Below are 12,304 nucleotides of genomic sequence, written 5' to 3' on the forward strand. Positions count from 1 at the left end.
TTGTCGGACAAAAAAGCGTAAATCTCTACTATCAAAGTTGAAATAAAATTATGTCTGCTACGGATTTGTCTAGTTTAAGCCGATCGATTCCCATTGAAAAGATTCGTTACGACGATCGCGGTTTAGTGCCGGCGATCGTCCAAGATTACTTAGACGGCACGGTATTGATGATGGCGTGGATGAATCGCGAGTCGCTGCAAAAAACCCTCGCAACCGGACAAACTTGGTTTTGGAGTCGTTCTCGCGCCGAATTGTGGCCCAAAGGCGCGACTTCGGGACACTTTCAAAATGTCAAAGGGCTGCGTTACGACTGCGATAGCGATGCTTTGCTAGTGACAGTGGAACAAGTCGGAGATATTGCTTGTCACACGGGAGAAAGAAGTTGTTTTCACCAAGTTGATGGGGAAATTGTACCGCCGCCTGGAGATATGTTATCTCAATTATTTGCCGTAATTTGCGATCGGCGAGACAATCCTAACGAAACATCTTACACTTGCAAGTTGTTTGAAGGAGGCGACAATAAGATTCTCAAGAAGATTGGCGAAGAGTCGGCGGAAGTTGTGATGGCTTGCAAAGATGACGACAAAGACGGGATTGCTGGGGAAGTTGCGGATTTATTTTATCACGCTTTGGTTGCTTTGGCTCACCATCAAGTTGATTTGAGAGAAGTATATCGCAAATTGGGCGATCGCAGAAAATAATCATTTGTAGTAAGGACTTTAATCCTTAAGTTGCCTAAATTTATGACAAAAAATTGAAGTCCTTACTACAAACAGATAATAGTTTCGGCACTTTTTAGAAAGTAAAAGTAGTGCGAAGAACGCCCACCCCTACAGTGTCATTATCCTTAGTACCTTCAGGATTGAACAACACAAAAGCCCCCGGTGTAATGCTGATATTATCGTTAACTTTGAAACGATAATAAGCCTCCAAATGGTAAGGAGTGGCTTTGTTGGCCTGAAAACGAGCACCGCCCCTTACCGAGTCGCGATCCAAAGGCTGTCCAAACAGAATACCTGCATTATTTCCTGATTTGAACAAATCGCGGAAATGTAAACCAACCATCCAACTGTTGAAAGTTGTAGAAGCATTGCTTCTTTCAGCATCAGCAATTATCCAAGCTCCATAGGTAGAAACAGCAACTTTTGGAGAAAGCCGCCAGGTTGCAGTACCGCCAAACGAATTGAGCCTCACCCCGCCGTTAACAGGTTCTCTATCTCTTCCCAAAATTGAACCCAAATCCGCATCAGATAATCCTGTAGCCAGAATATTCAATTGGTGGCGGCTGTAAGCGTAATTTAAACCAATGTCAATACTGCTAGTGGGTTTAATCGTTAATTGCGCCGCAGCAACCGTACTTCCCTCAAATAAACCAGCGCCCAACGGAGTAGCTGGAAAGCCTAAATCGTTAGGCAAAGCAGCATTTACACTGCCGTACAAAGCTGTGAGATTGAGCTTTTTAGAAATGTTCCAAATAAACCCGCCAGCCGATGCCAAACCGCTGCCAGAAGTGCCGCCCGATACGCGCACTACAGGGTTGTAACCTCCAAATCTAGAAATAGATTCTTGCCCTTCTCCTGCAAAAGGAGTGATTGCTTGAAAAGCATCGGAAGTTTCCGCCTTCGGGCCAGCAAATAAAGTGATGCTGTTAGAAACTGGAAAGACGTAAAGCAGTTTGTAAAGTTCAACTGTGTTAGCGCCGCTGCTAGATAAATTCTGAGGGTTGATTCCTGGAAATTGCGGCTCAAAACTCAGCCTTGCCTGACTGTCAGATAAACCGCTAAATGCTCCCGTTGACAAACCCAAATCTGGCCCGAAGCTGCGAATGTTGTAAGCTTGCAAACCTGTGATTAATGTGTCTTTGCCTGTGAAACTGGTAAGGAGATTCAGCCGCACTCGGTAATTGAAGACTGTCTCAGTATCCCTGTTATTGTTTTTGGTTGTGTCGGCAACACTAAAAATGGCTTCGCCGCTGAGTTTAGTTGTTGTCGAAAATTGATTTGCTTCTAATTCGGCGGTGCGGGATTCTAAAGCATCGACTCTACCGCGCAAAGTTGCCAATTCTGCTGCAAATTCTTCTTGCAATCTTTGGAGAGAAGCTAAATCTTCTTTGGTTGCTAAATTTCCCGTACCGCTTTTAATTAACTCTGTTACCTTATCCAAGCAAGCATTTAAACCGGCGGCGAATTCGTAGCGAGTCATTGCCCGATTGCCTCGGAATGTGCCGTCTGGATATCCCGCTATGCAGCCGTATCTTTCTACGAGAGATTGCAGGGCTTGAAATGCCCAGTCTGTCGGGCGCACGTCGGAGAGTTGCGAGACAGATGTTACTTGTTCGAGTTGGGTAGATTCGGGAGTTTGGCTGTTGGTTGGTGCGGGCTCTAAGGAAGCGCTGTTTTCGATTTCAGCTAACTTTTCTGAAGTAGGTGTTTGTGTTTGAGCAATGGCTGGTGCCGGGCTTGGGGCGGGAATCGCCGATGTTGTTTCTGTGACTTCGGCTGGTGCCGGGTTTTGGGCGGGAATCTCAGATGTGGTTTCTGTGACTTCGGCTGGTGTCTGCGGGTTTGGGGCGGAAATCGCAGATGTTGTTTCTGCGATTTCGGCGGGGGCTTGGTTGGCTGGTGTTTCGGCTGAGTTTAATGAATCTTTTGGGGGATTTGCTGCGGTTAATGCTGCTGTTTCTGGCTGATTGAGGTTGGCTAGCCGATCGTCTGTTGATGTTGTGGTACGGTCAACTGGTGGCTCCTCGATTTGTTTGAATTCTGATGTTTCAGGGATTTTGAGCGGATTTTCAACAGTTGTATTCAGGCTAATTTTATCATCTGACTCTTTGAAGTCTTGAGTGCTTAATGTTTCTCTATCTGCAATCGGTGGCATGGCTGCCAATGGTAAAGAACCAACAAGTAGATACAGTAAACCTACTCCGCCGGCACTAAATAGTAAATGTGTTTTCATTGCGACTCCTCACCAATAAATTCTAAAATCGCTAGTAGCTTTCTAGCGATTGTAAATCTATTTGGTAGCCAAATCCACAAGTTTTAAATTCATGAGTTTTAGATTTTTTATATCTTTAATAAGAAATGTGAGGAATTGCCACAAAATGATGTCCCTCTACGATTGGTAGGGGTCAAGTGTGCCGAAGTAACATACAGATAGAGTGTGTACGGAGGCGACTTTGTATAAAATAATTGCCTCCGTTCGCGGACGCATGGGCGAGGATCGATCTACTGGGTTTTTAAGCACAATATTTGCTTAAAACTTTCTATTTCGGTTCCAAAATCCGGTTTCTTGGTTCGGGTGTGTGTGCGAACTATACCGATCGCAGTTTGAGGGCGATCGGCATTTTTGGAAATTTATTTATTTGTCTAGTTTATATATCACAAGAGTTGTTTTTTTGCAATGATTTTTTCTTTCAACATGGGATCGAGCTTTCGCAAAATCGCGATCGCCAATATCACGCTAACAGCCAAACCCAACCAAAAATTATCCGCCCCCCATTTACCCCGATCCAAGGCGAAACCGCCCAGGGGCGGCCCGATTAAATAGCCGATCGCCCAACACTGAGAATTAAGCGCCAAATACACGCCTCGCAAAGACTCCGGCGCTAAATCCACCACCAAAGCCGAAGCAAAAGGCGTATAAGCAACTGTCGCTAAGGATAAAAAGCTCAATCCTAAAACAGCTAAAAATAGATTGCCAGTTGCTGCCATTCCCGTCAAGCCGATCGCGATAAATCCCATTCCCCACAGCAGCGCCGAAATCATCAAAGCTTTTGGATGGGAAAACCCCCTCAAAGCTTTCACAATCGGCAGTTGCAAAGCTACCGTTAAAAATGTACTAAAAGCAAACAAAACGGTAATTGTACCTGTAGAAAAGCCTGTTCCCGATGTCCCCACCTGCACAAACTTACTAAAATACAGCGGCATCGTGGTTTGAATTTGGGAAATGTAGAGAGTGAACAAAATATTTACCGAGGCATATACTAGCAAAGTGCGATCGTTCAACGCCACCATCCAGCCATTTTTGAGATTTTTTGGGCTTGCATCTGTTGCAGTAGAAGGTTTGTAGGTTTCTGAAATCGCGATCGCCACCACCGCAAACAGCACTATAAACGAGATACCGTCGATAATAAAGAGCGATCGATAATTCCCCGTTACCGCAATCAAAACACCGCCAAAAATAATCCCAACTTGCAAACCCAAATTATCAGCAAGCCGCGTCAAAGCAAAAGCCTCCTGTCGCTGCGTGCCCTCCGTTAAATCCGCCACCATTGTCTCCGTTGGAGGCCAATACAAACCCACGCCAAAACCCATCAGTATATTTCCTGCAACTAAGCCGGCGAAATTATTAGTTGCCGCCAGTACAAAAGAAGCGACAGCCGCAATCATTGTCGCCAGCAATAAAGTTCGCCGCCTTCCCCAAAATTTAGAATCGCAAAAAGAACCGCCCAAAACGCGGCCGAATATTCCCGCAATTGAACCGATACCCAAACCGATACCAACAGCAGTTGCAGATAAACCGACGCGATCGACAAAAAAGATCGGCGCGTAAAATAAAGTAAAACCGGTGCCGCTTTGGGAGAGGAATCTGCCTGCGGCGAGAATCCAGACTTGAGTGGGGAGACGGGGAAGCCAAGATGATAGTTGAAATTTAAATTTAGGCATATACAGCAGATTGTAGGTCGATGGAGTTAGCAATTAGTGGTAAATTAATAGGGTGTCTCAGCTTTTAGCGGTCAATATATCGATCGAACAATCCGCCGCTGACGCACCACCCTACAACCGACTAAATTAGTAGCGTGCGTCAGCTTTTAGCCGTTAATTATCTATAAAACAATCCGCTGCGGTTGCGCCTAAAATTACAAATGTTCGATCGCGCGATCGAACATTTTCCCGCCAGCTTAACAATTCTTCTAAGTCAGTTAAAAAAGTTACCATTCATTTAAAAATACTTAACACGATTTTCTTGAAAAGTTAGTTAAACTCTAGAAAAGGCAGAAAAAAATTTAGTGGGTTTAATTATATGACAGCTATTACAACATCAAGAGTGGAATCAATCAAACCGCGCTGGCAAGCAATTGTCATGGTAGCCCTAATTTTCTGGCTCAGCGCTAGCCTGATTATGGATTTAGTAATTATGCCCAGCCTGTTTGTATCGGGAATGATGACATCTCCTGAGTTTGCAACAGCCGGAAATATGATGTTCTGGGGATTCAACCGCGTTGAGTTGATCTGTTCGGGCGTGGTAGCAACGGGTTTGATGGTTTTGAGCAATTTATTCGGTGACTTCGGCAAGCGCAGTCGCACAGCAATCATATTATCATTGGTACTTCTGGCGATCGCCCTAATTGACACCTACAGCCTCACACCTCAAATGAGCGCCTTGGGAATGCAGCTAAATCTGTTCGATTCAGCAGCAGAAATCCCCGCCGGGATGAATTTACTGCACCAAGGATATTTTGTCTTGGAAGCTGTGAAGTTGACCCTCGGCGCTACCTTGGTGGGCTGGTGCTACCAAAACCAAGTTTAACCGACACAATCCTCAGAGGTTGAGTTGATCGAAAACTCAAAAATTAGCGGCGGGCGTGAATTCACACCCGCCGTTAATTTTTGGAAATTTTAGCCATCTTGATATATAGCGATTCTCAAGCGTGGTGAGGTATGCCCAATGCCCAATCCCTCTGCTTCGCGCTCGCCCAATGCCCAATCCCTCCGCTTCGCTCCGCCCAATGCCCGATGCCCAATGCCCAATCCCTCCGCTTCGCGCTCGCCCAATGCCCAATCCCTCCGCTTCGCGCTCGCCCAATGCCGCACAGTACCTCATCTTTCTGAAAAAGGCTATATTTCAGTCAATCCTACTCGGAAGCTTCCGCCTCATCAGATTTTGGCCACAGCAACCGCAAGCCCATCACCGCAAATCCGATCGCCGCGATCGTCTTTACCAATTGTTCCGGTAACACCTCCGCCGTACCTTGTCCAACCAAAACACCGATTAAACTAGCCAGCAACAGCGCCGACGCAGTGCCGAAAAATACAGCCCTGGGCGAGTTAGAACTGCTACCGAGGGCGATCGTAGCTAATTGACTTTTGTCACCCAATTCTGACAAAAACACCGTAATAAAAGTTATTCCTAAAAGTTGCCAATCCATGTTTATTTTTCAGTTATGAATTTGTAGGGCGCACAACGCGCACCGATGGAATTTGTAGACTTACCCACAGGCTCCCAGAAACCAGGTTTCTCTCCAAAATCTTCGGTTTCACCCAAAGATGCAGCCAGAAATCCGGTTTCTTGCAACTTACCTCCACCCAATCAGTAATATCAAATCCTCTCTTCATCCGAATAGTAAATTCACTGTTGAGTGTTGACTGTTGAGTGTTGACTGTTGAGTGTTGACTGTTGAGTGTTGACTGTTGAGTGTTGACTGCTGAGTGTTGACTGTTGACTGTTGACTGTTGACTGTTAACAGTTAACATCATGTATGAGTGCAACTGGACATGATATAATTACCAATTCTTCAATTCTTCAATTCTTCAATTCTTCAATTCTTCAATCGTTTATCCCAGCACTTCCCACAGCAAAGCCGCCGCAATCACCAGCAAAATCACCCCAGCAGCTCTCTCCAAAGTTTTCGGAGCAATCCGACTAGCCATCCACCTTCCCAGCAAAACCCCCAGCAAACTGGTTGCTATCAAAGCCGAACCCGCACCCGCAAAAACAATCCAAGGATTCCGAGATTCAGCCGTCATCAGCAAAATCGCGAGCTGAGTTTTGTCTCCAATTTCAGCAAAAAAAATAGTTGCAAACGTCGAAGCAAAAATTGCCCAGTGGTTGGGCTTCAGTCCTTTTTCTTCCTGACAAATATCGGCATTTGTACTCACTGAGAGTTCATCCTGCTCCGGGGTTAAAGCAGCACAACTCTTAGAAGCCTCTATTATTTGTGTTTGTAGGTGTTGCGGCAAGTCGGAATTGGGGGTGGGTGAGTCAGAACCAGACAAGCTTGGCGGTAAAGAATCAAGTTTCACGGGCAATGAGTGCTAAACGCTATTTATTTTTGACTTATAGTTTTAATCTTAACTTTCTCTGTGCCTGATTTTACTGGCGTCCGGGTAATCTTTTTTACCGGAGTTTCCAGAAACTGATTCCAGAAACCACTCACCGCGCCTAAATACGGAGAAATCGAACCAGACAATTTTAGATTTTAGATTTTAGATTGGGGATGATTCACTGGATATGAGTTTGATATCATGTCCGGTTGATTGACCGCAATCAGTAAGGTTCGTATTACGTCAGTCAGTGTCCGCTCTTGCGTTGCGGACTCGCATTCGGCACGCGCGATCCGTTTTTGTTATGGTAATCGATCGCACATGATATGACACTTCCCTACAGTTGCACGATTTGGGAAAAATGATACAACCGCGATATTTATCTGTGGAATCAATTTTTCAATCAAAAATCCACAATCAAAAATCCACAATCCAAAATCTAAAATTGTATTAGGTGCCGTAAGTTCGATCGCCCGCATCACCCAAACCAGGTACAATAAAACCCTGTTCGTTGACTGTTTCGTCGATCGTCGCCGTGTAAATAATCAAATTCGGGTACTCTGCACTCAGCATCTTCAAAGCTGGAGGAGCAACCACCACAGAAATAATCCGAATCAAGCTCGGATCAATTCCCCGCGAAGTCAACTCCCGCATAGTCGCCCCAATCGTACCACCAGTCGCCAGCATCGGCTCGCTAATTATCACCCGCGTTTGGGGGTTAAACTGCGCCGGCAATTTATTCAGATAACAACTCGGTTCCAGCGTCTCCTCATTCCTCACCATCCCCAGATGGTAAACCGAAGCCAGCGGCACCACCGTCTGAATTCCTTCCAGCAGCGACAAACCCGCCCGCAAAATCGGTACCACAACTAACGGAGCTTCCGGGTTAATAAACGTCGCCGGACATTGTGCCAAAGGTGTCTGCACCGTTGTCTCCACAGTCGGGAGCCACTCTCGAATTGCCTCGTAGGCCAGCCACCTTCCCAATTCTGTCATCGCAGAACGAAAAAGTACCGATGGGGTGGCCGCGTCGCGGGCGACAGCCAGCCAGTGTTTAATTAACGGATGTGGAGGAACGTAAACGCGCAGTTGCAGGGACATGAGGAAATTGCCGAGATTGCTAGGTTTCAGGGATTTTATGCACAGAGCGATCGTTTTCGTTGTAGCCCCCGTAGGGGCGGGCTTCGCTAACGATCGCTCTGTGCAACTTATCACAATCTTTAATCGAAAATCTCAAATCGAAAATCGAAAATGGAAAATCCTACAACTGGCTTGGTTTGCCGACCGCCGCCAACTTATTGAAATATTTTTTTAATAGTGTTGACATTAATTAGCAACAAGGCTATAGTAATTTTTAGTGTTCTCCTCTCAAAGGATCGGCAGACGGGGGCAGTCGGCAATGGTAGACTGTTCCCGCATTTTTTTTTGGAAGTCCGAGGGAAGAAGGAAGAAGTCCGAGGGAAGAAGGAAGAAGTCCGAGGGAAGTTCGGCAACGAGCAATGTACGGGATGTAACGGATGTAACGGATTATGTAACGGATGTAAGTCCGTCGGAAGAAGTCCGAGGGAAGAAGGCATCCGAAGTCCGAGGGAAGAGGGAAGAGGGAAGAAGGAAGAAGTCCGAGGGAAGAGGGAAGAAGTCCGAGGGAAGAAGAAAGAAGGAAGACACAAGAAGGCATCCGAAGCTAGAAGCTAGAAGCTAGAAGCTAGAAGCTAGAACAGGCTGACACACCAGAGGTAGAGGGAAAATCGCAGAGGCAAGAGTTCAGGAAGGGCGATCGACTGTAAAATTATCTCAATATTAAGATTTTTAACCCAATGTCAGCTCCTACTCAATCCCAGTTATTCTCTCCCAACTCCGGCCCTACAGAGCAAGAGTTTGATGTGATAGTCATCGGTTCCGGCATTGGCGGACTCGTGACAGCCACCCAGCTAGCAGCCAAGAAAGCCAAAGTTTTGGTGCTCGAAAGCTACACAATTCCCGGCGGTAGTGCTGGATATTTCGATCGAGAAGGCTACAGATTTGATGTCGGAGCCTCCATGATATTTGGATTCGGACAGCGCGGCACCACCAACCTCCTCACCCGCGCCCTCAAAGCAGTCAACGTCACCCTAGAAACAATTCCCGACCCCGTACAGCTTCACTATCACCTACCCGACGGCTTGGATTTGGAAGTTCCCCAGCCTTATGAGAAATACTTGCAAGAATTAATCGACAGATTCCCCCACGAACGCCAAGGAATCCAGAAATTTTATGGCGAATGCTGGAACGTCTTCAACTGCCTCAACGGCATGGAATTGCTATCCCTAGAAGAACCGGGATATCTGGTGCGAGTCTTCTTTCAAAATCCTTTAGCCTGTTTGGGATTAGTAAAATATTTGCCTCAAAATACTGGCGACATTGCGCGGCGCTACATAAAAGACCCGACTTTACTAAAATTTATCGACATGGAATGCTACTACTGGTCTGTAGTACCCGCAGACTTAACACCGATGATTAACGCCGGAATGGTATTTTCCGACAGACATTACGGCGGCATAAATTATCCCAAAGGCGGAGTAGGTCAAATTGCCCAAAAATTGGTCGAAGGATTAGAAAAATGCGGCGGGAAAATTCAATACAAAGCTAAAGCAAAAAAAATTATCACAGAAAACGGCCGCGCTGTCGGAGTCGAACTCGCAACCGGCGAAGTTTACCGCGCCAAGCGAATAGTTTCTAACGCCACGCGCTGGGATACTTTTGAAAAATTGCTGCCTGCAGAAGAGATGCCAGCTAGCGAGAAGAAATGGCAGCAGCGCTATCAAAAAGCACCGAGTTTCCTGAGTTTACATTTGGGAGTGGAAGCAAGCGCCATCCCTGCCGGTACTGCCTGCCACCACATTTTGTTAGAAGCTTGGGACAAAATGGAAGCGCCGGAAGGAACTATTTTAGTCTCAATTCCGACCGTGCTAGACCCGGATTTAGCTCCGGCAGGATATCACATCGTTCACGCTTTTACTTCGAGTTGGATGGAAGAGTGGGAAGGACTGGCGGCGCAGGAATACGAGGAGAAAAAAGAAGAGGCTGCGGGGAGAATTATTGACAGATTAGAAACAATTTTCCCCGGTTTAGATGCTGGTTTGGATTATATGGAAGTGGGGACTGCGCGTTCTCACCGCCGCTTTTTGGGCCGCGAAGACGGAACTTACGGGCCGATTCCGCGACAGAAGTTAATGGGTTTGTTGGGAATGCCGTTTAATCGAACTTCTATGCCTGGTTTGTATTGTGTGGGCGACAGTACGTTTCCGGGACAGGGTTTAAATGCGGTGGCGTTTTCTGGCTTTGCTTGCGCGCACCGAATTGCTGTGGATTTGGGGTTCTAGGAGAAATGTGGCAACACAGGTTGCCCCATTTCTAACTCAGGACTTATGGATTGGGAGGTAATTCTGTTATATAGCGGTTCTCAGAAAGATGAGGTATGCCCACGGTGGCCTATGCTCTATGCCCACGGAGGCCTATGCCCACGGAGTCCTATGTCGGACATACCTCACCTTTACGAGAAAGGCTATATATCTGAAAGTTTTTCTAGGATAGAGTAAATGTCTTTTTTGTCACCATCTTTACGTCTCCCCAGTCCTACAACAACAACCATAACTCGCTCTTGCTCGACTTTGTAAACAATGCGATAGCGCTGTCCAACGGCTCGGATACTGCGAAATCCAGATAAGTTATCAACAAGCGCTTTGCCTTGCTTCTCTGGTTCAATTTTGAGTTTATCGATGCGATCGCGCAGTTTCTCCTGTTCTCGTCTATCTTTGACCAAGAATTTATTGATGGTACAAGCCCCCGGATTTATCCGTGGAATCAATCCAAAATCTAAAATCTAAAATCCTCAAGACCCCGCATTTATCCGTGGGGTCAATCTAAAATCTAAAATCTAAAATCTAAAATCGATTGACTTCCGCCAACATTTCCAGGGCCAACGGCGTAAGTTGGATTTCGTATTCGATTGAATTTGCTTCGCCTTTCATAGTCCCAGTTTTGCCTTAGCATTTTCCCAGGAAACAGTTTTGCCTTCGTCTGCTTGGGTGATGCTTTGGCGAAGTTTGGTAACGAATTCAATATCGGTGAGAATATCCAAGGTTTCGAGGAGTTCAGTCAAATAGTTGTAGCTGATTGCCGCCATAACGGGAACACCATCTTGAGTGATCACGATCGGCTGATCGGTGAGTTCTTGAAGTAGGTTGGGAAGCTGCTGCTGTGCTTGGGCAATGGTGAGTCGTTTGGACATGGCTGTATTTGACAACTTGAATTAAGATTATGAGCATTAAAGCAATACTAATTTTAATTTAGCACCTGGGTTCAAATAGGACGTATCAATTAAAAACCCGGTTTCTGGGGAGAAACCGGGTTTTTTAACTGGAAAAGGGTGCTTTGCATTCTTTCTTTAAAAAGAGTTTACTGGTCGTAGCTGCCGCCGACACCGATTTTGGTATTGTAGATTTTGGCATCAGTAATGGTCATATCTTCCATTGATGCACCGGATACGTCGGCGGTGTTGATGATGGCTGCGGTCAGATTTGCCCGATCGAGGTCTGCATCATTTAAACTGGCGTTAGTCAAGAAAACTGCGGTTAAGTTAGCACCAGTCAAGTTAGCCGCCGTCAAGTCAGCACCTTCGAGGTTAGCGCGATAGAGGTTAGCACCTTGCAAATTTGCTTCTCTCAAATCTGCACCAATTAAATGAGCCCCGGTCAAATCTGCTCCCGACAAGTCGCACTGAAAACATTGGCCGGTTGACAGTAACTGTTTTACTTGAGCCGGATTTTCGGCACGGGTTGGGCCGGCGAACAGTAAGGGAGCAATTAAAAGAGTTGCGGTTAATAGATGGCGTTTCATATTTTTTTCCTCTGCCTATTATGTGTTTAAGTTCTACTGTTTATATCTACAATTTTACCACGGTTGTTTTCGCAACTTGCAATCTATATCACATATCTACTGTGATATCGATTGCCTCTGACAGCGCACAGATGGTTTCCTAAAGCTCGCAAAATTTAATGTCGCAAAACTTAACAATGCCAAACTTTAAGACAATGCTTTTTTGTAGTAACATCTTCTATAGTAGCCAAAACAGTGCGTAAATGTGTCTTTCTAAAGAAGGATATGATTGATAACGCGATCGATAGTTGTAGCAGGTAACTCGATCGCCAAAAAATCAAAACCAACACACTATTTTTAATAAAAGTGTCACGAGACTCAAAATTTAACTTAAAATAAAGATC

Annotated in this window: 13 protein-coding genes; 4 read left to right on the forward strand and 9 right to left on the reverse strand. The window is 45.7% G+C overall.

Annotated elements, in window-relative coordinates; all coding sequences use genetic code 11:
• The first annotated feature begins 50 nt into the window (after positions 1–50).
• A complete protein-coding gene (gene hisIE, locus AACV78_RS19660; RefSeq protein ID WP_194010227.1) occupies positions 51–701 on the forward strand; it encodes a bifunctional phosphoribosyl-AMP cyclohydrolase/phosphoribosyl-ATP diphosphatase HisIE in 651 nt (216 codons plus the stop codon).
• A gap of 94 nt (positions 702–795) precedes the next feature.
• Here the strand turns inward: hisIE and AACV78_RS19665 are convergent, their stop codons facing one another.
• The gene (locus AACV78_RS19665; RefSeq protein ID WP_194010226.1) at positions 796–2,955 is read right to left on the reverse strand and encodes an iron uptake porin; all 2,160 of its coding nucleotides are present in this window, start codon (positions 2,953–2,955) and stop codon (positions 796–798) included.
• 422 nt (positions 2,956–3,377) lie between these two features.
• Positions 3,378–4,664 (reverse strand): MFS transporter, encoded by a 1,287-nt coding sequence (locus AACV78_RS19670; RefSeq protein ID WP_194010225.1) that lies wholly within the window; start codon positions 4,662–4,664, stop codon positions 3,378–3,380.
• Between the two features lie 358 nt (positions 4,665–5,022).
• On the opposite strand from AACV78_RS19670, the gene AACV78_RS19675 reads away from it, so the two are divergent.
• A complete protein-coding gene (locus AACV78_RS19675) occupies positions 5,023–5,529 on the forward strand; it encodes a DUF4149 domain-containing protein (protein WP_194010224.1) in 507 nt (168 codons plus the stop codon).
• Positions 5,530–5,854: 325 nt separating this feature from the next.
• Here the strand turns inward: AACV78_RS19675 and AACV78_RS19680 are convergent, their stop codons facing one another.
• The 4 genes from AACV78_RS19680 to upp form a co-directional block, all read right to left on the reverse strand.
• Positions 5,855–6,148 carry a TMEM165/GDT1 family protein gene (locus AACV78_RS19680; RefSeq protein ID WP_194010222.1) on the reverse strand — a complete coding sequence of 98 codons (294 nt, stop codon included), beginning with the start codon at positions 6,146–6,148 and terminating at the stop codon, positions 5,855–5,857.
• Positions 6,149–6,161: 13 nt separating this feature from the next.
• A complete protein-coding gene (locus tag AACV78_RS19685; RefSeq protein ID WP_194010221.1) occupies positions 6,162–6,476 on the reverse strand; it encodes a hypothetical protein in 315 nt (104 codons plus the stop codon).
• A gap of 78 nt (positions 6,477–6,554) precedes the next feature.
• Positions 6,555–7,022: a TMEM165/GDT1 family protein gene (locus AACV78_RS19690; protein ID WP_339383732.1), complete on the reverse strand. Its 468-nt coding sequence runs from the start codon at positions 7,020–7,022 to the stop codon at positions 6,555–6,557.
• 471 nt (positions 7,023–7,493) lie between these two features.
• A complete protein-coding gene (gene upp / locus AACV78_RS19695) occupies positions 7,494–8,144 on the reverse strand; it encodes a uracil phosphoribosyltransferase (RefSeq protein WP_194010240.1) in 651 nt (216 codons plus the stop codon).
• Between the two features lie 298 nt (positions 8,145–8,442).
• Here upp and AACV78_RS19700 point away from each other — a divergent pair, with 298 nt between their 5' ends.
• Together AACV78_RS19700 and crtH are read left to right on the forward strand one after the other, a co-directional pair.
• Positions 8,443–8,745 (forward strand): hypothetical protein, encoded by a 303-nt coding sequence (locus tag AACV78_RS19700; protein ID WP_228041972.1) that lies wholly within the window; start codon positions 8,443–8,445, stop codon positions 8,743–8,745.
• Between the two features lie 115 nt (positions 8,746–8,860).
• The gene (crtH, locus tag AACV78_RS19705) at positions 8,861–10,405 is read left to right on the forward strand and encodes a carotenoid isomerase (RefSeq protein WP_194010220.1); all 1,545 of its coding nucleotides are present in this window, start codon (positions 8,861–8,863) and stop codon (positions 10,403–10,405) included.
• Between the two features lie 182 nt (positions 10,406–10,587).
• Here the strand turns inward: crtH and AACV78_RS19710 are convergent, their stop codons facing one another.
• From AACV78_RS19710 to AACV78_RS19720, 3 genes are all read right to left on the reverse strand, one after another.
• Positions 10,588–10,890, reverse strand: a complete 303-nt coding sequence (locus AACV78_RS19710; RefSeq protein ID WP_194010219.1) for a type II toxin-antitoxin system RelE family toxin — start codon at positions 10,888–10,890, stop codon at positions 10,588–10,590.
• Between the two features lie 159 nt (positions 10,891–11,049).
• Positions 11,050–11,313: a type II toxin-antitoxin system Phd/YefM family antitoxin gene (locus AACV78_RS19715; RefSeq protein ID WP_194010218.1), complete on the reverse strand. Its 264-nt coding sequence runs from the start codon at positions 11,311–11,313 to the stop codon at positions 11,050–11,052.
• A 167-nt stretch (positions 11,314–11,480) separates the two neighbouring features.
• Positions 11,481–11,921, reverse strand: coding sequence for a pentapeptide repeat-containing protein (locus AACV78_RS19720; RefSeq protein WP_194010217.1), 441 nt, complete (start codon positions 11,919–11,921; stop codon positions 11,481–11,483).
• Between the last annotated feature and the right edge of the window lie 383 nt (positions 11,922–12,304).

Source organism: Tychonema sp. LEGE 07196 (assembly GCF_963890365.1).
Taxonomy (GTDB): Bacteria; Cyanobacteriota; Cyanobacteriia; order Cyanobacteriales; family Microcoleaceae; genus Microcoleus.

Excerpts from the sequence above, each read along its gene's own strand:
- AACV78_RS19675 (WP_194010224.1), top strand. The coding sequence starts at position 5,023 with ATGACAGCTATTACAACATCAAGAGTGGAATCAATCAAACCGCGCTGG.
- AACV78_RS19685 (WP_194010221.1), bottom strand. The coding sequence starts at position 6,476 with ATGATGTTAACTGTTAACAGTCAACAGTCAACAGTCAACAGTCAACAC.
- hisIE (WP_194010227.1), top strand. The coding sequence starts at position 51 with ATGTCTGCTACGGATTTGTCTAGTTTAAGCCGATCGATTCCCATTGAA.
- AACV78_RS19680 (WP_194010222.1), bottom strand. The coding sequence starts at position 6,148 with ATGGATTGGCAACTTTTAGGAATAACTTTTATTACGGTGTTTTTGTCA.
- crtH (WP_194010220.1), top strand. The coding sequence starts at position 8,861 with ATGTCAGCTCCTACTCAATCCCAGTTATTCTCTCCCAACTCCGGCCCT.
- upp (WP_194010240.1), bottom strand. The coding sequence starts at position 8,144 with ATGTCCCTGCAACTGCGCGTTTACGTTCCTCCACATCCGTTAATTAAA.
- AACV78_RS19665 (WP_194010226.1), bottom strand. The coding sequence starts at position 2,955 with ATGAAAACACATTTACTATTTAGTGCCGGCGGAGTAGGTTTACTGTAT.
- AACV78_RS19715 (WP_194010218.1), bottom strand. The coding sequence starts at position 11,313 with ATGTCCAAACGACTCACCATTGCCCAAGCACAGCAGCAGCTTCCCAAC.
- AACV78_RS19720 (WP_194010217.1), bottom strand. The coding sequence starts at position 11,921 with ATGAAACGCCATCTATTAACCGCAACTCTTTTAATTGCTCCCTTACTG.
- AACV78_RS19670 (WP_194010225.1), bottom strand. The coding sequence starts at position 4,664 with ATGCCTAAATTTAAATTTCAACTATCATCTTGGCTTCCCCGTCTCCCC.
- AACV78_RS19700 (WP_228041972.1), top strand. The coding sequence starts at position 8,443 with ATGGTAGACTGTTCCCGCATTTTTTTTTGGAAGTCCGAGGGAAGAAGG.